This is a genomic window from Halorubrum luteum (genome assembly GCF_054652935.1).
In genome coordinates this window covers 985836-1003790 of record NZ_BAAIGT010000002.1, presented here as the reverse complement: position 1 = coordinate 1003790, position 17955 = coordinate 985836, and the positions used below count along the sequence as shown (strand labels likewise).

Here is a 17955-nt window from a genome sequence, read left to right as displayed (position 1 = left end):
TGCACGGTGTTGTATCTACAGGCGGAGCAGGCCGAGTGCCTCGGGGCTTGACCCCGAGGGTGAAGGCCGTACGCTCCGCTAAACGTGTTCCGTGCGCTCGATATACTGCTCAATCGTGTCGGTTGAAACATCGCCTGCCGTCCCCACGTAGTACGATTCCTCCCAAAACCCACCACCCCACAGGTACTCCTCCAAGAACGGTTTGTGTTGTTCCCACATTTCCCGTGCCGTGATGCTCTTGGCCGTCCTCACGATCTCGCTCGGCGCGTGCTTCGGGTGGGCGGAAACGAACAGGTGTACGTGGTCGGGCGAGATGTGGAGAGACAGTATCTCGTACCCGTACTCGTCGCACCCGTCGTGGAAACTCGCTTCCAACGACTCCTCAATTGGTTCGAGTATCGCGTGGCGGTACTTCGGGCACCACACGAAGTGGTAGTTGACGTTGTACACCGTATGGTTCGACCGCTTCTCACTCATATCGAACACACACACCACCGACACAGTTAAGTATATATAATGGATATACACAAGTATGGTGAATCGCTTTGAAATTGACGGCGAAGAAGTTCTCGATGGTGAGGTCAAGCCGTTCGGGAACAGCGCCCACGTCACCGTCCCCAAACGCTGGCGTGGGGCCGACGTGAAGGTCGTCCGCACTTCAGAACCCAGCGACCAAGACGCAGAATGACGGACGAACAGCCCCTCACTAAGACGCTGGATTTCCAACTCGACATCCAGAGTGACAACGAGGGGATGCTGTACGACGCCACGTTCGAAGCCCGCCGGGTGTACAACGAAACCATTCAACTCGCCAAAAACGGCGTGGACTGGGATACGATCCCCGACCGCGTGGCCGACGATGCTGACCTCGTGAAGAACACGACTCAGCGCGTCGTCGCTAAAGCACTTGGCGCGATGGAGAACTACTACGAGTACGACGACTTCAACCAGCCGAGTCACACCAAGGGTGTCGCGTACCCGCTCCGAGCTAACTACGAGGAGGGGTACAACCTGTCGCTCACCGACGACGGAGATGTGGCGTTCCGCATCAGCGCGAAGCCGTACAAGCACGTCAAAGGTGTCCTCGAAGGCGACGACGCCCACCTCGACATTCTCAAGACCGCACTCGAAAGCCCCGAGTGGAAGATTGGGACGGCAGAAGCCCTATTCCACAACGATAACCCCGAGTTACACGTCAACGTCACCAACACCGAACAGACCGTCCGGGACAAGCAGGACTCCCGGACTGTCATCGGTGTAGACGTGAACGAGGACAACGTGGCTCTCACCGCCCTCTCCGAGGATGGCGTCGAGGACACGTTGGTCATCGACTTCCCCGAAATCAACTTCGAGCGTCACCGCTATTTCACGATGCGCAAGCGCGTCCAGAACGCGGGGAAGGACAGCATCCACAACACGCTCGCAGGGCGCGAAGAACGGTTCGTCCGTGACCGACTCCACAAGGTGTCTCGGCACATCGTGGAGTGGAGCCAGCAGTTCGAGAGGCCGTGCATCGTCTTTGAAGACCTCAAAGAGATGCGCGACAGTATCGACTACGGTACGCGGATGAACCGACGCTTGCACCACCTCCCCTTCCGTGCCCTCCAGTTCTATACGTCGTACAAGGCTGCGTTCAGGGGTATCCCGACCGGGTGGATTAATCCCGAGTACACGAGTCAGCGGTGTCCACTATGTGGGCACACAGAGCGTGCGAATCGGCACAAGAAGCGGTTCAAGTGCAAGGACTGTTCCCATCAAGACCATAGCGATCGAGGTGCAAGCGTCAATATCGCCGTCAAAGGCATCGAGAAGCATCAGGATTGGAATGTGCCTGCTCTCAACAGCCTTCCCGTTGTTCGGAAGGTGCGACGGCAGGCATCGGGGGCCGTGGACGCCCCGACCGTGACCCACTCGACCGCCCGAGGCTATCAGGCCGATGGTCGCGTGGGAGTGTCCGACTAACCCACGGGAAGCCTCGGGGCTTGACCCCGAGGCGGTTCACGACAGCACCCACGCACAACTTTCCGACCGCTACGCGACGAGCGACCGCTCTCCCGTGATCCCGTCCTGAACGCGCGTCCGTCGCTCATCGACGAGCGCCGTCGACCAGTGGTCGACTCCGAAGCCACAGCCGCCAGTACGAACTGCCACCCTTTTAGTCACGCGCGGCCGGAGTGAGGCGTAATGAGCACGGACGCGACCCCCGAGTACGACTACGAGGAGCTGGGGCTCGTCGCCGGTCTGGAGATCCACCAGCAGCTCGACACCGACACGAAGCTGTTCTGCGACTCCCCGACGACGGAGCGCGACCCCGCCGACGCCCAACGGGAGCTCACGCGACATCTCCATCCGACGAAAAGCGAACTTGGCGAGCTCGACGACGCCGCCGTTGAAGAGAGCCGCGTCGATCGCGAGTTCACGTACCTGGCGTACGACTCCACCTGTCTCGTCGAGGAGGACGACGAGCCGCCGCGCCGCATCGACGAGGAGGCGCTCGAGGTGGCCTTACAGATCGCCGACCTGCTCGACGTCTCCGTCGTCGATCAGGCACACGTGATGCGGAAGCTCGTCATCGACGGCTCGAACACCTCGGGGTTCCAGCGGTCGATCCTCCTCGGACAAAACGGGGAGATCCGTACGGCCGACGGAGCGGTCTCAATCGAAGACCTCATGCTCGAGGAGGAGTCGGCAAAGCGCGTCGAGGAGACGGACGACGGCGTCGTCTACTCGCTGGACCGGCTTGGCGTGCCCCTCGTCGAGATCGGAACCGGTCCGGATATCCGGAGCCCGGAGCAGGCGAAAGAGGCCGCGGAACGGATCGGGATGCTCCTGCGTTCGACCGGGAAGGTGAAACGCGGGCTCGGGACGATCCGACAGGACGTGAACGTCTCGATCGCTGACGGTGCTCGTGTCGAGGTGAAAGGCGTGCAGGATCTCCAGGGAATCGCGGAGATCGTCCGCGGCGAAGTGGGTCGGCAGGCCGAACTCCTCGCGATCCGCGACGAGCTCGACGCACGCGACGCACGCGTGGGTGACGTGCACGACGTGACGGACGTGTTCGCCGACACCGACTCCGGCGTGATCCGCGGAGCGCTCGACTCCGGCGGCAAGGTAACTGCGGTGTCGCTGTACGGCTTCGACGGACTCGTCGGCCGTGAGATCCAGCCGGATCGGCGGCTCGGGACCGAGCTGTCCGACCACGCGAAACGTCACGGTGCGGGAGGTATCTTCCACACCGACGAACTGCCCGCGTACGGAGTCACCGACGCCGAGGTCGACGAGCTTCGCGAGGCGGTCGGTGCGGGCGAGAGGGACGCGGTTGCGATCGTCGCCGCCGACCCGGAAACCGCCGACCTCGCGATCGAGGCCGCCGCGGAGCGTGCCGCCGCCGCCATCGAAGGCGTGCCGGAGGAGACCCGTGGCGCCAACGAGGACGGAACGACTCGGTATCTCCGACCGCTACCCGGTGCGGCACGAATGTATCCCGAGACGGACGTCCCGCCGGTCGAGCCGGACCCGTCCGACGTCGAGCAGCCGGAACTACTTGACGAGAAAACGACTCGGTACGTCGAGGAGTTCGACCTCGACGAGGGGCTTGCGGAACAGGTCGCGTACGGTCAGCGGTTCCCGCTGTTCGAGCGGGCCGTCGATCGCGGCGTCGACCCGACGTTCGCCGCCAGCACCATCGAGTCGACGACGACGGAGGTCCGGCGAGAGGGTGCGGCCATCGAGAACGTCACCGACGACCAGTTCCTCGCGTTGTTCGATCTCGTCGAAAGCGGCGATCTCGCGAAGGAGGGGGTGCCGGAGGTGTTGACGACGCTCGCCGATAACCCGGGTCTCACGGCATCCGCGGCCGTCGAGGAGGCGGGGTTGTCGGGCGTGAGCGAGGCGGAAGTCCGGGATGCGGTCGTCGAGGTGGTCGAGCGCAACGCCGACCAGGTCGCCGAGGAGGGTATGGCCGCCTTCTCCGGGTTGATGGGCGAGGCGATGGGTGCGCTTCGCGGGAAAGCCGACGGCGAGGTGGTCTCGGACGTGCTGCGTGAGGAGATCGGGAAACGGTCGTAGGCGCCGGCGCGCTCTGTTCCCGCTCGTCAGCGGCTTACTCCGTCAGTTCCTCGACCAGCGTCTCCAGATCGTACGTCGAGGGCGCGCGAGGCTCGTCTCTGAGCGTCGCGACGGTGAACGTCGAGTTGGTTCGCTCCACTTGGGGGATCCGCTCGAAGTCGCTGATGAGCCGCTCTACCGTATCCGACGAGGAGAGCCGTGCGATGACGACGAAGTCGGTCTCCCCCATCGTGAAGAACGCCTGTGTGACACCTTCGACCGTGAGCAGTTGCTCGGCGAACTCCTCGTACGGACCGTCGTAGTCCGCGAGCACCTCGACGATCACCGTCACTCCGAGTCCGAGCTCCTCGTGATCGAAATCGTACAGATCGTTTTCGATCACGCCCGCATCCCGGAGATTGTTGAGCCGGTAGTGGATCGTCGACACGGGGATGTCGGTCTCCTCGTGAAGCTGCTCCGGACTACCCGTCCCCAGATCCGCGATCGCCTTCAACAGACGCACGTCGCGCTCGTCCATATCCCGGCTTCACGTGATGAACGGGTATATATTACGACCGACAAACTTGAAGTTATATCTAATATATCCTGCTACGATCGAAGGGAAGTTGATCTCAGTCCATATGTCCGTTTTTACATTCAATATTGTGAGATACTTCGTAGTAGAGTTTAAATACACGCGTCGATTCCGAACGAATAACCAATGTACTCGAGGAATTTCCTCTCATCTCCCACTCTCGTTGCTGGGGCGTTTCTGCTTCTGGCGACGCTGTGGGGAACGTCGTTCGTTGCGATCGAAGCGGGGTTAGCGTACTTTCCGCCGCTGTTGTTCGCAGGAGTCAGGTACGCGATCGCCGGGGCCATCGTGTTGGCGTACGCCACGCTCGTCTCCGACCGATGGCTCCCCAGCGGTCGCCACGAGTGGTTGGGTGTCGGCATCGCGGGCGCGTTCGTGATCGCCGCGTATCACGGGTTCCTGTACGTCGGCGAGTTGTACGTCTCCGGCGCGGTCGCGGCCGTCGTCGTGAGCCTCGCTCCAGTGTTGACCGCGGCGTTCGCCGCGGTGTTGCTCCCGAACGAGCGGCTCGGCCCGTTCGAGATCGCCGGGTTCGCGCTCGGACTCCTCGGCGTGATCGTGATCGCCGACCCGACGGGCGTCGGACTCACCGATGGGGTGAGTGGCGGCGTGCTCACCCCGGAGCTGATCGGCGTGGGATTAACGTTCCTCGCTGCGGTCGCCTTCTCCATCGGGGCGGTGCTGCTCCGCCCGCTTCGGACGGATCTACCGATCGCCGCGCTGCAGGGATGGGCAATGTTGCTCGGAGCCGGAGTTCTGTTCGCCGGCGCGGGCGTTCTCGGCGAGTCGCCCGGCGCGATCGTCTGGAACGCGACGTCGATCGTTTCGCTGACGTACCTCACGCTGCTGTCGGGCGTCGTCGCGTTCCTGATCTACTTCGCGCTGCTCGACGCGGTCGGCCCGACCCAGCTCCACCTCGTCGGCTACGTCGAGCCGATGATCGCTGCCGTCGGAAGCTGGGTACTTCTCGGTCACCTGATCGAGGGCGAGGCGGTCGTCGGCTTCGCCGCGATCCTCGCGGGGTTCGTAGCGCTCGAACGGCGAGAGATCGCCGCGTACGTCACGACGCGGTACGGGTTCGGCGGATAGCGTCCGGTGGGTAGCGCCCGGCGGATAGCGTCCAGCGGGCAGCGTCCGGCGTGAAGGGGTCCAGCGGGCAGCGTCCGGCGTGAAGGGGTCCGACGGAAGGAGATCGGCTTTTGGACGCGCGGAGCGTTCATATTGACGCGATCGCCGTGAGTAGCCAGCCTATCGCAACGAACACCGTGGCAGCGGTTGTGGATGGAGTCGGCTCGGCCGGCGGGTTCCTGAAAAGCATTTCATACAGGATCACCGTCGCTACCAGACATCCACCGGCGAGTCCCTGCTGAATCCCGATGAACGAATACATGCTCGCTACGACGCCGGCGATCATCGCCGCCGGAATCGCTACCAGCATCCCGTCGTAGTAGCCGACCATCTCCATCCGGGTGTTTGATAAGCAGTAACAAATTGTCCATGACCATTCCCGATCAGTGAAAACCGCCGTACTCGCGTCGCTGGAGACGGACTCCCGTCGCGTTCGCATGCGGACCTCGGAACGCCTTTGTCGGCGGGAGCCACACGGGTGGACGTGACAGTGCTCGATTCGCTTCGGCGGCCCGCCTACACGGGGGAGAACCGCTGTTGGCCGTGCACCGCGATCAACCTCGTCGTCGTCCTCGCAGTCGCGGTGATTGCCGGGTTCGTGGTCGCGCCGCTCGGTCCTCTCGTGCTGCTCGTCGGGGGCACGCTCGTGTATCTCCGCGGCTACGTGGTGCCCGGCACGCCGCGATTCGCACCGCGGCTCACGGAGCGGCTACCGTTCGATATCGGCCCCGACAAGCACGTCGAGAGCGACTCCATCGCGGAAGACATCGATCCCGAAGCGCTGGTCGCGACGCTCGTCGAGACCGGCGTCGTGGTCGAGAACGGCGAGGAGCTCCGGCTCACGGAGGCGTACCGGGAGGCGTTCGAGTCGCGGATGACGGAGCTGCGAGCGCTATCCGACCAAGAGCTCGCCGAGCGGGCGGCCGCAGTCGCACCGGGCGAGCCGGACGCCGAGGTGCACGGCGAGCGGATCCTGCTCGCCGGGGGACGGGACGTGTGGCTCTCGCCGGCGGTCGCGATCGCCGAGACCGCCGCGGCGGAGACGCTCGCCGACTTCGACGTCGCGCCGGAGCTGCGAGCGCCGGCGGCCGAGCCGCTCCGTACGTTCGTCCGGACGTGTCCCGTCTGCGCCGGCGACGTCGTCGAGACGACGATCCGGAACTGCTGTGGCGGTCCCGGCACGGCGTACAGAAACCCTCACCGGCCGGTGCTTGCCTGTACGAGCTGCTCGACGGTCGTGTACGAGTTCCCGTCGGATGGGTGAGCCGCTTTCGCCAGCGATTGCGACCCCGAGCCGCTCCCGCCGTCATTTATATATGCTTCCTTCGAAGGGATCGAGCGTACACCAATGCAGATCGGCATCGTCTCCGACACCCACGACGATCTCGACGCGATCGCCGCCGCCGTTGACGTATTTACACGAGAGGGGGTCGACGCCGTCGTCCACTGCGGCGACTTCGTCGCGCCCTTTTCAGTGACGCCGTTCGACGACGCGTTCGAGTTTTACGCCGTCCGTGGCAACAACGACGGAGAGTGGAACGTCCAGTCGACCGTCGAGTCGTTCGGCGAGTATCTCGGCGAGACGGGCGTACTGCGCTTTTCGACAACCGATACGGACGACTCCGGCGACCGTGATGCGATCGACGTCGCGGTCACCCACGGGACGAGCGACGTCGTCGTCGACGCCCTGGTCGACTGCGGCGACTACGACTACGTGTTCCACGGCCACACCCACGCTCACGGTGTCGAACGACGAGGCGGGACGGTCCGGATCAACCCCGGTGGCCGCCCGATTCCGGTCGACGGCGCTGACGACGCGTTCCGGGTCGCGACGCTGGACGTGAGCCGAGCGGTCGACGATCCGGTCGGCGCTGTCGACCACCACAAGCTACCGCCATCCGGTTGACCGTTTCAGCTGGCCGGACGAAGGAGACGTCGCCGTCAGCGTCGATACGAGCCGGATCGAGCCGCTCTGCGGGGGTAGCCCCCACGGTCGACGGGTGAGAGTGATTCACTCGGGAGCGGCACCGCCCCGTGAGTCAGAGTGCCGAGGATCGCGGTGCGGTCGCCCTCGATGTCGATCCGAAGCGTTGGCGCGAGCGTGCCGCCGAACCGCCGGAACTGCTCCGACTCGGGCAGGTCCGCGATCCCGTCGAGATCCGCACCGACGTAGTCGTAGTAGTTGAAAAACCCGATGACGAGCAGCTCGTCGCCGTGGTCGTACGCAGTCCACGAGTACGCCTGAAACGGCGCGTTCGCGGGGTTCGTCGCTACCATCCCGTCCCCGTTGAGCGGACGATACTCACCGCGGAGGTTGGCGGCGACGAAGCCGTACAACGCGTCGTATCCCTCGATACCCGGGGCGAACGTGTGCTGATGGCTGGAGACGAACAGGTAGTACGTCCCGTCGCGAACCACGAGATGAGGCCGTTCGAGCTCTTGGTTCACACAGACTGCGTCCAGCAGCGGCGGCTCCAGCTCCCACGCCATCGGGTCGCCGGTCGGTGAGCGAGCGATTCCGACGCTGCCGTTGAACGCCGCCGCCTCCGGATCGCCGTCACACGGATCCGTACCCGCTGGAATCGGCGTGTTCGCCTCGAACAGCAGATACGTCTCCCCGCTCGCGGGATCCTCGAAGAACCATGGGTCCCGAAACGTGTACGTCATCCCTCGGGACTGTGTCTCGCGCTCGTACAGCTCCCCGTCAGGCTCCAGTAGCACCCGGTGGTTCCAGTCGCCGTCGATCGAGAGCCCGTCGCCGTCTGCGGTGACGGTCCCGCCGGTCGCACCGGCGATCCGCTGGGTGTACGTCAGCTCGTCCTCGTCGCGACGTCCGGACGCGGTGTAGAAGGCGTACACGTCGCCGTCGTCGTACATCGCCGACCCGGCCCACTGCCGGGAGCCGAGTGCGTCGCCGTCGAAAAGCGGTCCGCCGTGACGCCACGACTCGCCATCCGCCGAGTAGAAGTAGTGGATCGCCGCGACGTCGTGACGCTTGCCGGGTAGGAGCTCGTCCGTCGTCGTGAGCGAGCAGAGCACCCGGTACCCGTCGACCTCCGCGATCGTCCCGTCACGTGCCCGAAGCGGCCACGTGTCCCAGACGTGGACGCCGTCGAACTCGTCGTCGTCCGGCGGGTAGATGATCGGAGCGACTCGCTCCGGGGTCCGTTCGAGTCCGGCGGCGGATCCCCGCGTCCAGACGGAGCGCGCGCCGCGTTCGCTGGTCATACCGGCCGTTCGGAACCCCGCATGAAAACAGTTACTACACCAGTTAAAACCATCACCGACCGACGACCGCACGGTCGCGAGACGACGGATCCGCAAACCCCTAACGCCTGCCGCGTGACCGGCAGATATGACCGAGACCCATCCGGACCAGCGCGTCGCCGTGCTGGTTGACTCGCAGAACCTGTACCATTCCTCACAGAGCGCCTACTCGCGGAACATCGACTACTCGGCGCTGTTGGAGGAGGCTGTTCGCGACAGGGCGCTCGTCCGTGCGATCGCGTACGTCATCCGTGCGGACTCGCCCGAGGAGGAGACGTTCTTCGAGGCGCTCAACGAGATCGGCTTCGAGACGAAGATCAAAGCGATCAAGACGTTCGCCGACGGGACGAAGAAGGCCGACTGGGATGTCGGCATGAGTCTCGACGCCGTCTCGCTCGCGAGCCACGCCGACACCGTCGTGTTGTGCACCGGCGACGGCGACTTCGCGCGGCTCTGTACGTACCTCCGTCACGAGGGCGTGCGCGTGGAGACGATGGGGTTCGGCCAGTCCACCGCCGACGAGCTCGTCGAGGCAGCCGACGAGTTCGTCGACCTCTCTGAGCGCGAGGATCGATTTCTCCTGTAGGAGCTCGGACGGTTCCCGTCGTCGATTGCCGGTGTCCGTCGGCCCTTTCAGTGCGTACCCCGTCGATATCAGTCATGCACGACGACGTTCTGGACGGACTCGGATCGCCGCTCGTCCGTGTCGAGTCCCCGGATGAAACGACGGTGGCCGCGAAAGTCGAGTCACGGAACCCCGCCGGGTCGGCGAAGGACCGCCCGGCGCTGTACATGGTCGAAGCCGCGGAGGCTGGTGGCGATCTGGACCCCGGTGACCGGATCGTCGAGCCGACCTCCGGCAACACGGGGATCGGGCTGGCGATGGTCGGTGCGGTGAAGGGGTACGACGTGACGCTCGTGATGCCGAGCTCGAAGTCGCCCGAACGGCGGCGGATCATGCGCGCATACGGCGCCGAGATCGAGCTGGTTGACGGCGACATCTCCGACGCGAAAGCGCGCGCGGACGAGATCGAACGCGAGGCGGGTGCGGTACAGCTCCGGCAGTTCGAGAACCCCGCGAACCCCCGATCACATTACGAGACGACCGGGCCGGAGGTTCTCGAACAGGTCGGTGACCGGACGGTCGACGCGCTCGTCGCCGGCGTCGGCACCGGCGGCACGCTCACGGGTATCGGGCGCAGCCTCCGCGAGACGTTCCCCGACCTCCGGATCGACGCGGTCGAGCCAGCCGACAGCCCGGTCCTGTCGGGAGAGGAACCCACCGGCGACAGCTTCCAGGGGATGGGTGCCGGGTTCATCCCGACGAACCTCGACGTCGATCTCATCGACGAGGTGCAGACGGTCGACCTCGAGGCGGCCGAGGCCGAGTGTCGGCGACTCGCGAGCGAGGAGGGGCTGCTCGTCGGGCAGTCGTCTGCCGCCTCGAACCTCGCGGCGAAGGACGTCGCAGCGGAACTCCGAGAGTCGGGTGCGTACGGCGGCGCGGAGCCGCTCGTGATCACGGTGTTCTGGGACAGCGGCGAGCGCTACCTGTCGACGGGCGCGTTCGACCGCTGAACCGAACGTGCTTATAAACCCAGTCCGGCAGCCGCGGTCGACATCTCGACGTCGAGTGCGACGACGTACGTGTGGACCGCCCAGAACGCGGCGATCTCGACACCGGTGATCACGACGGTGACGAGGTCGGCGTACTTGCTGCTGGTCGTGACGCCGAACGGCAGCGAGTACTCCTGCTCGGACAGCGGGTGAAACAGCGCGATCCCGCGCCGACTACCCACCAGATCGAGAACGTAGTGGGTCAACACGCCGATCCAGACGAAATGGAGGTTGTCGAAGGCGATCGGGTACGCGAGAAACACCGCGAGCACGGGAAGACTGTGCAGCGTCTTCCGGTGTTTGCCGAACGCGGTGTCGACGTCGGGAAACAGCGCACCCAACACGATCGGCACGGATATCTGTGCGATCTTCGTCGCGGTCGCCGTATCGACGCCGGGCTCGAGGACGAACCCGAGCCCGATCGCGAGCAGGAGTCCGTTGAGCACGTGACCTCGCTTGTTCATGCTCGGGGGTCGGGCTCGGGGGTACAAAAGGTGTGGATCCGCCGACCGACATCGGGTCGCGATACTGAATCGAACACACCACGGTTTTGCACTCAAAGCTGCCGGCAACGCGCCGGTGTCGAAAGAGCCACGGGGGTCGACGCCGACGCGACCCCATGGAGTACGAGGAGCCGAAGTTCTTCCACGTGATGCAGTACGCCGCGGCCGCGGACGGCGACGTCATCGACATGGTGAGCGGCAACCCCGACTGGGAGCCGCCAACGGCGCTCCGAGACGCGCTCGGGGAGTACGCCGAGCTACCGTCCGACGCCTTCCAGTATCCGCCGAGCGAGGGGCTTCGGGAGCTCCGCGAGTCGATCGCGGCGCGCCGCGACGTCGACGTCGACAGGGTTGTGGTCACGAACGGGACGGGGGAAGCGAACTACCTCGCGATGGCGCGCGCGTTCGAGCGGGACGCCGGCTCGGAGGCGCTACTGATGGATCCAGTCTATCCGTACTACCCCGGTAAGACCGAGCTGCTCGGCGGAACGCCGACGCTCGTCCCGACCAACCGCGATGGGAGCCTCGACGTCGACGCGATCCGCGACGCCGCCAGCGAGGACACCGCGCTGATCGTGGTGAACACGCCGAACAATCCGACTGGCGCGGTGTACGACCTCGACGCGATCCGCGAGGTCGTCGCGGTCGCGGAGGCGGTCGACGCGCTCGTCGTCGTCGACGAGGTGTACGACGCGTTCGACCTCTCGGGATCGTTCGAGTCGGCGCTCGCGATCGACTCCGAGAACCGGATCGTGACGAGCGGCTTCTCGAAGTCGATGGCGATCACGGGGTTGCGAGTCGGCTACGCGATCCTCCCCGAGCCACACGTCGGATCGGCGAAGACCCGACACATGCTCGTCAACGTCGCGGGGTCGCGGCCCGCACAGTATGCGGTCACGCACGCGCTCGCCGAGACGGACCCGAGCTACTACGCCGCCAACCGCGAACTGCTCCGCGACCGGATCGACGCGTTCACCGACTCGCTGGACGCGGCGGGCGCGGAGTACACCCGTCCCGACGGAGCGTTTTACGTGCTCGCGCGGTTCGACGGGTACCCGGGAACGATGGCGAACGTCAAGCGCCTGATCGACGAGGTCGGCGTCGCGGGGATGCCGGGCGAGACGTTCGGCACCGCCCGGGACGACTGGATCCGGTTCGCGCTCGTGACGCCGCGGGCCGTCGAGGCTGCCGAACGACTCGCCGCGTTCTTCGGGGACCGATGACGGACGACGACCCGATCCTGGCGTACTTCAATCGGAGTCCGTACCGCGACCTGCTCGACATCGAGGTGACGGTGGCGAGCGAGGGGCACGCCGAGGGCCGACTCGCGTTCGGCGAGAAACACTCCTCGAACCGGACGCGGGCGGTCGCTCAGGGGGGCGTCACGTTCTCGCTCGCCGACAGCGTCGGCGGCGCGGCGGCCACCTCGCTCGTGAGGTTCCCGACGCCGACGATCGACTTCCGGATCGACTACCTCGCGCCCGCGACCGGCGACCTGTTCGCGACCGCCGACGTCGTCCGCGAGGGCGGCGAGACCGCCGTCGTCGACGTGACCGTCGTGGATGCGGACGAGGCACACGGCTCGGAGATAGCCGTCGGGCGAGGCGTTTATAAAACGGGCGACCTCCCGGACGACGCTCCGTGGGACATCGACCAGCGAGCCTGACTCCGGCCGGCGCTACCCGAAGTTCTCGACGCTCGCCGCGTCGGCGTCGCCCGCCGCCGCTTCGATGGCGGCCTCCGCGTCGGCGACGAAGTCGGCGAAGCCGTACACGAACACGCCCTCGCCGTCCGCTCCGGTCAGGACGTCCATGACGGGCGCGGTGAGGTCGGTGTCTCCGTCGAGTACGTACACGGTCGCCCCTCGCTCGCGCAGCGCGCCCAACCGAGCGCCGTGAGCCGGCTCGTCGTCGCGGTAGACGATCGCGGCCTCGCCGCCCTCGTCGACCGCGCGCTCGGCGATAGCGACCGCGGGACCGACGCCGGGGCCTCCCGCAAGCACCACGACCCGTCCCTCGCCGTCGTAGTGGCTGTCGCCGAAGGGGCCGGAAAGATCCATCTCGACGCCGGGCTCGATCGCCGCGAGAAACGTCGAGAACGGACCGCTCTCCGCCGGGTCGATCCCGACCGTCACCTCGAAGGTGTCGGTTACCGTCGGCGAGGAGAGCGTGTAGAACCGGGAGACCGATTCGCCGTCGATCTCCGTTCCGAGCTTCACGAACTGTCCCGGCTCCGCGGAAAACCCCTCCGGCGTCTCGAACCGGATCGCGTACGTGTTCGGGCCGACTTCGTCGACGGCCGTGACGGTGACTGTCGCGTCCATACCGCTCATCGGGGAGTCACACACAAACGTGTTCCCGTCCCGGCGCGACTCGCCAACCGCGCTCACACCGCCGTGACACGACACGCAAACCGTCCCCCGGCCTCGCGACCGGAGAGAATCGACAACCGTCGAAAGGTCGGGAGGACAACTGACTATCGGAACCGAGTTAAGGGTGTACGTTCGAGCGTCGAATCAGCAAACAACAAATATTTGAGCGCTAGATGGTGCAATATTCGCCTAAGAGTGGACGTTCGATCGAAAAGTCCGGGACGACTCCATCCAGAAGTCTTTTGCTTGGGCCGGTGGAACCTCCGGCTATAGCATGGCTGGGGACTTCAACTGGGCCGTCGGCGGAGAGGCCGGCGACGGCATCGACTCGACGGGGAAGATCTTTGCCCAAGCGCTCTCCCGCTCGGGTCGACACGTGTTCACGTCGAAGGACTTCGCATCGCGGATCCGCGGCGGCTACACCGCATACAAGATCCGAACGTCCGTCGACAAGGTACAGAGCGTCGTTGACCGGCTCGACGTGCTCATCGCGTTAACGCCCCGGACGATCGAGGAGAACCTCGACGAGCTCCACGACGACTCCGTGATCATCTACGACGGGAACCGGACGACGATGCAGAACGTCGACATCCCCGGTGAGATGGTCGGTCTCGACGTGCCCTTAAAACGGCTCGCCGAGGAAGCCGGCGGCGCGATCATGCGCAACGTCGTCGCGCTCGGCGCCGCCTGCGAGGTCGCCGACTTCCCGATCGAGAACCTCGACTCCGCGTTAACAAAGCGGTTCTCCGATAAGGGTCAGAAGCTCGTCGACAACAACAAGCAAGCGGCCCGTGCGGGCAAGGAGTACGTCGCCGACAACTACGGCGACCAGGAGTTCGACTACGATCTGGAGACGACAGACAACGACTACGTCCTGCTCAACGGCGACGAGGCGATCGGGATGGGCGCGATCGCCGCCGGCTGTCGGTTCTACGCCGGCTACCCGATCACGCCGGCGACGGACGTGATGACGTACCTCACTGGCCGCATCGAGCAGTACGGCGGGCACGTCGTACAGGCGGAAGACGAGTTATCCGCCATAAACATGGCGCTCGGAGCCGCTCGCGGCGGCGCACGCGCGATGACGGCGACGTCCGGGCCGGGGATCGACCTGATGGCGGAGACGTTCGGGCTCGTCGCCACCTCCGAGACGCCGCTCGTCATCTGTAACGTGATGCGCTCTGGTCCCTCGACCGGGATGCCGACCAAACAGGAGCAGGGTGACCTGAACGCGATGCTGTACGGCGGCCACGGCGAGGTGCCGCGGTTCGTCGTCGCGCCGACGACGGTCGCCGAGTGCTTCTGGAAAACCGTCGAGGCGTTCAACCTCGCCGAGAAGTACCAGGTCCCCGTCTACCTCACCTCGGACCTCGCGATGGCAGTCACGGAGGAGACGTTCTCACCGGAGACGTTCGACATGGACGAAGTGGAGGTCGACCGTGGCTTCGTCGTCGACGAGTCGACGATCGAGAGACACCAGACGGAGACGGGCGGGTTCAAACCGCACGAGATCACCGACGACGGCATCTCTCCGCGCGCGTTCCCCGGCACGGCCGGCGGCGCGCACATGTCCACCGGCCTCGAGCACGACGAACAGGGCCGTCGGACGGAGGACACGGAGATGCGCGTCGAGCAGGTCGACAAGCGCAACCGGAAGGTCGAGACGGCGGTCGAACGGGAGGACTGGAGCCCGCGGGAGTTCGGCGACCCGGACGCGGACACGCTCGTGATCACGTGGGGGTCCAACGAGGGTGCGCTCGCGGAGGCGGTCGAGTTCCTCGCTGACGACGGGATCGACGTGCGCGTGCTCTCGGTGCCGTACGTCTTCCCGCGACCGGACCTCACCGACGACGTCGACGCCGCGGAGACGACGATCGTCGTCGAGTGTAACGAGAAAGGACAGTTCGCGGATCTCGTCGAACACGACGTGTTACAGCGAGTCGACCGCATCAACAAGTACACCGGCGTGCGGTTCAAGGCCGACGAACTCGCACGGGAGATCGAAGACACCCTCGACGCGACCATGGAGGCACACCAATGAGCTCAGACGTTCGATTCACCGACTTCAAATCCGACAAGCAGCCGACGTGGTGTCCGGGCTGTGGCGACTTCGGCACCATGAACGGCATGATGAAGGCGCTCGCCGAGACGGGCAACGACCCGGACAACACGTTCGTCGTCGCCGGCATCGGCTGTTCCGGCAAGATCGGGACGTACATGCACAGCTACGCGCTTCACGGCGTCCACGGGCGGGCGCTCCCCGTCGGCACCGGCGTGAAGCTCGCGCGACCCGACATCGAGGTGATGGTCGCCGGCGGCGACGGCGACGGCTACTCGATCGGCGCGGGCCACTTCGTCCACGCGGTCCGGCGCAACGTCGACATGACGTACGTCGTGATGGACAACCGGATCTACGGGCTGACGAAAGGACAGGCCTCCCCGACCTCCCGTGAGGACTTCGAGACAGCGACGACGCCGGACGGCTCGAAACAGCCGCCCGTCAACCCCCACGCGCTGGCGCTGGCGTCCGGCGCGACGTTCATCGCGCAGTCGTTCTCCTCGGACGCGCTTCGTCACCAGGAGATCGTCCGGGAGGCGATCGAACACGACGGGTTCGGCTTCGTCAACGTGTACTCACCGTGCGTGACGTTCAACGACGTCGACACGTACGACTACTTCCGCGACTCGCTCGTCGACCTAGCGGAGACCGACCACGACCGTACCGACTACGACGCCGCCAAGGAGGTCATCCTCGACTCGGATAAGGAGTATCAGGGCGTCATCTACCAGGACGAGAACTCGGTTCCGTACGGCGAGCGACACGGCGTCGACAAGAATATGTCGGCGATCCCGGACGGCGCGCCCGACGGCGCGACCGACCTAGTCCGCGAGTTCTACTGACTCGGTCGAGTCGGCCGAATCCCACAGCGATTCACTCCTCGAGTCGCCAGCGTTATCTGTCACGCATACGTCGGCGGTCAGCTTCGAGTTCACCGATCCGCGTCGGTGGCGACGGGAACCCGACCTCCGTGTGAAGTCAAATTACTCGACTGCGGCGCCACACGACCGGTTTCAGCAGACCTAATTACCCGGGTCCGTATACAGAAGTATGGTCGACCGCTACGACGTCGCGATCGCGGGTGCCGGTCCGGCGGGGGCGCAGTGTGCCCGCGATCTGGCGGCGCGAGGCTACGACGTCGTCGTCCTCGAAACCGAGTCCGCAGACGAGTTCCCCCGACAGAGCAACAAGTCGACGGCCGGGACGTTCCCGTCGATGATGGCCTCCTTCGGCATCCCCGACGACGTGGTGATGCAGTTCACGGACGACGTCGTGTTGGAGTCGCCGAACGACTACTACGAGACGTACCAGCCCGGCGCAGTACTTGAGTTCGCCGAGTTCAAACGCTTCCTCGTCGCCGACGGTCGTGAGGCGGGAGCGGAGTACCGATTCGACGCTCGGGTCTCCCGTCCGATCCTCGACGACGATGGGGTGATCGAGGGAGTCGTGTACAACGGCGACGCGGAGCTGTACGCCGACATCGTCGTCGACGCGACCGGTCCCGCCGCACCGATAGCGAGCGCGCTCGACGTCGTCGATCTGGAGCGGGAGAATCAGGCGATCGGCATCGAGTACGAGCTCGAGGATGTCGAGATGAACCATCCCGACTACGCGGATTTACGGCGCGCGATGATGCTCAGACTCGACCACGACATCGCCCCTGGCGGCTACTCGTGGATCTTCTCGACCGGCGAGTCGAGCGCGAAGGTTGGCCTCTGTTACATCCAAAACGATAGCCATCGCCGCTACGCCGACGAGGGACTAACCGTCGACGGCTACCTCGAGCGCTGGCTCGACGAGGATCCTCGGTTCGCGAACGCGGAACGGATCGACGGGAAGGTCCACCGAGGATCGGCGCACATCCAAATGCCCGAACGGATGCACACGGATTCGTTTATCGCGATCGGTGACACCGTCCCCACGATCGACCCGCTGTGGGGCGAAGGGATCCACAAAGGGATGAAGTCAGCACGCGCCGCGGCGGTGACGATCGACCAGTGTCTCACCGACTCCGAACAGCCGACGGATGCCGAGAGCCTCGCAGTGTACGAGCAACGGTGGCACGAGCAGGTCGCTCCGCGGATGAAAAAGCGGCTCGTGCTCACCAACCTGCTGTATCTCGCACCGAACGAGCGCTACGACCGGTTCATGCACGACCTCCGGACGACCGACAATAAGACGCTTGCACGGGCGAATCGTGGCGACAAGCGCGCGATGGCGAAGCTGCTCCACGTCAACGACCTCCCCCTGCTCGCCCAGTACGCTCGGGAGCATCTGTTGTGAGGCACGTCGATATCTGACTGGGGGCACAGCGGGACACGTCGGACGAAGCGACGGGTGTGGTACGCTCTCCCGCGATGTCGACCCG

The 17955-nt window shown here is 65.2% G+C and carries 19 protein-coding genes; 13 read left to right on the top strand and 6 right to left on the bottom strand.

The window, feature by feature from the left end:
* Positions 1-78: 78 nt before the first annotated feature.
* Complete coding sequence (gene tnpA / locus ACYQ0R_RS05005; RefSeq protein ID WP_459821278.1) at positions 79-477, bottom strand: IS200/IS605 family transposase; 399 nt, start codon at positions 475-477, stop codon at positions 79-81.
* A gap of 55 nt (positions 478-532) precedes the next feature.
* Between tnpA and ACYQ0R_RS05000 the strand changes: the two genes are divergently transcribed.
* The 3 genes from ACYQ0R_RS05000 to gatE all read left to right on the top strand — a co-directional run bounded on the left by ACYQ0R_RS05000 (position 533) and on the right by gatE (position 4068).
* The gene (locus tag ACYQ0R_RS05000) at positions 533-688 is read left to right on the top strand and encodes a DUF2080 family transposase-associated protein (protein ID WP_459821276.1); all 156 of its coding nucleotides are present in this window, start codon (positions 533-535) and stop codon (positions 686-688) included.
* A complete protein-coding gene (locus tag ACYQ0R_RS04995; RefSeq protein WP_459821274.1) occupies positions 685-1962 on the top strand; it encodes an RNA-guided endonuclease InsQ/TnpB family protein in 1278 nt (425 codons plus the stop codon). Before ACYQ0R_RS05000 ends, ACYQ0R_RS04995 begins: the two co-directional genes overlap by 4 nt.
* A gap of 222 nt (positions 1963-2184) precedes the next feature.
* Positions 2185-4068, top strand: a complete 1884-nt coding sequence (gatE, locus tag ACYQ0R_RS04990) for a Glu-tRNA(Gln) amidotransferase subunit GatE (RefSeq protein ID WP_459821272.1) — start codon at positions 2185-2187, stop codon at positions 4066-4068.
* Positions 4069-4102: 34 nt separating this feature from the next.
* Here the strand turns inward: gatE and ACYQ0R_RS04985 are convergent, their stop codons facing one another.
* On the bottom strand, positions 4103-4585 hold the full coding sequence (locus tag ACYQ0R_RS04985; RefSeq protein ID WP_459821270.1) for an Lrp/AsnC family transcriptional regulator: 483 nt from the start codon (positions 4583-4585) through the stop codon (positions 4103-4105).
* A gap of 183 nt (positions 4586-4768) precedes the next feature.
* Between ACYQ0R_RS04985 and ACYQ0R_RS04980 the strand changes: the two genes are divergently transcribed.
* Positions 4769-5731: a DMT family transporter gene (locus tag ACYQ0R_RS04980; RefSeq protein ID WP_459821268.1), complete on the top strand. Its 963-nt coding sequence runs from the start codon at positions 4769-4771 to the stop codon at positions 5729-5731.
* Positions 5732-5858: 127 nt separating this feature from the next.
* On the opposite strand, the gene ACYQ0R_RS04975 is transcribed toward ACYQ0R_RS04980, so the two are convergent.
* Positions 5859-6101: a DUF8015 family protein gene (locus ACYQ0R_RS04975; protein ID WP_459821266.1), complete on the bottom strand. Its 243-nt coding sequence runs from the start codon at positions 6099-6101 to the stop codon at positions 5859-5861.
* 153 nt (positions 6102-6254) lie between these two features.
* On the opposite strand from ACYQ0R_RS04975, the gene ACYQ0R_RS04970 reads away from it, so the two are divergent.
* Both ACYQ0R_RS04970 and ACYQ0R_RS04965 read left to right on the top strand, forming a co-directional pair.
* The gene (locus tag ACYQ0R_RS04970) at positions 6255-7034 is read left to right on the top strand and encodes a DUF8054 domain-containing protein (protein ID WP_459821265.1); all 780 of its coding nucleotides are present in this window, start codon (positions 6255-6257) and stop codon (positions 7032-7034) included.
* 84 nt (positions 7035-7118) lie between these two features.
* The gene (locus ACYQ0R_RS04965; protein ID WP_459821263.1) at positions 7119-7676 is read left to right on the top strand and encodes a metallophosphoesterase; all 558 of its coding nucleotides are present in this window, start codon (positions 7119-7121) and stop codon (positions 7674-7676) included.
* A 35-nt stretch (positions 7677-7711) separates the two neighbouring features.
* Here the strand turns inward: ACYQ0R_RS04965 and ACYQ0R_RS04960 are convergent, their stop codons facing one another.
* Complete coding sequence (locus ACYQ0R_RS04960) at positions 7712-8998, bottom strand: glycoside hydrolase family 68 protein (protein ID WP_459821261.1); 1287 nt, start codon at positions 8996-8998, stop codon at positions 7712-7714.
* A gap of 127 nt (positions 8999-9125) precedes the next feature.
* Between ACYQ0R_RS04960 and ACYQ0R_RS04955 the strand changes: the two genes are divergently transcribed.
* Together ACYQ0R_RS04955 and ACYQ0R_RS04950 are read left to right on the top strand one after the other, a co-directional pair.
* Positions 9126-9623 (top strand): LabA-like NYN domain-containing protein, encoded by a 498-nt coding sequence (locus ACYQ0R_RS04955; RefSeq protein ID WP_459821259.1) that lies wholly within the window; start codon positions 9126-9128, stop codon positions 9621-9623.
* A 74-nt stretch (positions 9624-9697) separates the two neighbouring features.
* Complete coding sequence (locus ACYQ0R_RS04950) at positions 9698-10615, top strand: PLP-dependent cysteine synthase family protein (RefSeq protein ID WP_459821258.1); 918 nt, start codon at positions 9698-9700, stop codon at positions 10613-10615.
* An 11-nt stretch (positions 10616-10626) separates the two neighbouring features.
* On the opposite strand, the gene ACYQ0R_RS04945 is transcribed toward ACYQ0R_RS04950, so the two are convergent.
* Complete coding sequence (locus tag ACYQ0R_RS04945) at positions 10627-11118, bottom strand: metal-dependent hydrolase (protein ID WP_459821256.1); 492 nt, start codon at positions 11116-11118, stop codon at positions 10627-10629.
* Between the two features lie 155 nt (positions 11119-11273).
* Between ACYQ0R_RS04945 and ACYQ0R_RS04940 the strand changes: the two genes are divergently transcribed.
* Together ACYQ0R_RS04940 and ACYQ0R_RS04935 are read left to right on the top strand one after the other, a co-directional pair.
* Positions 11274-12380, top strand: a complete 1107-nt coding sequence (locus ACYQ0R_RS04940) for a pyridoxal phosphate-dependent aminotransferase (protein ID WP_459821254.1) — start codon at positions 11274-11276, stop codon at positions 12378-12380.
* Positions 12377-12823 (top strand): PaaI family thioesterase, encoded by a 447-nt coding sequence (locus ACYQ0R_RS04935; protein WP_459821252.1) that lies wholly within the window; start codon positions 12377-12379, stop codon positions 12821-12823. The genes ACYQ0R_RS04940 and ACYQ0R_RS04935 overlap by 4 nt, the downstream gene beginning before the upstream one ends.
* 12 nt (positions 12824-12835) lie before the next feature.
* Here ACYQ0R_RS04935 and ACYQ0R_RS04930 read toward each other — a convergent pair whose 3' ends face one another.
* Positions 12836-13480, bottom strand: a complete 645-nt coding sequence (locus tag ACYQ0R_RS04930) for an FAD-dependent oxidoreductase (protein ID WP_459821250.1) — start codon at positions 13478-13480, stop codon at positions 12836-12838.
* A 322-nt stretch (positions 13481-13802) separates the two neighbouring features.
* On the opposite strand from ACYQ0R_RS04930, the gene ACYQ0R_RS04925 reads away from it, so the two are divergent.
* The 3 genes from ACYQ0R_RS04925 to ACYQ0R_RS04915 all read left to right on the top strand — a co-directional run bounded on the left by ACYQ0R_RS04925 (position 13803) and on the right by ACYQ0R_RS04915 (position 17870).
* On the top strand, positions 13803-15569 hold the full coding sequence (locus ACYQ0R_RS04925) for a 2-oxoacid:acceptor oxidoreductase subunit alpha (protein WP_459821248.1): 1767 nt from the start codon (positions 13803-13805) through the stop codon (positions 15567-15569).
* Positions 15566-16429, top strand: coding sequence for a 2-oxoacid:ferredoxin oxidoreductase subunit beta (locus ACYQ0R_RS04920; protein WP_459821246.1), 864 nt, complete (start codon positions 15566-15568; stop codon positions 16427-16429). The genes ACYQ0R_RS04925 and ACYQ0R_RS04920 overlap by 4 nt, the downstream gene beginning before the upstream one ends.
* Positions 16430-16637: 208 nt before the next feature.
* A complete protein-coding gene (locus ACYQ0R_RS04915) occupies positions 16638-17870 on the top strand; it encodes a digeranylgeranylglycerophospholipid reductase (RefSeq protein WP_459821244.1) in 1233 nt (410 codons plus the stop codon).
* Positions 17871-17955 lie beyond the last annotated feature (85 nt).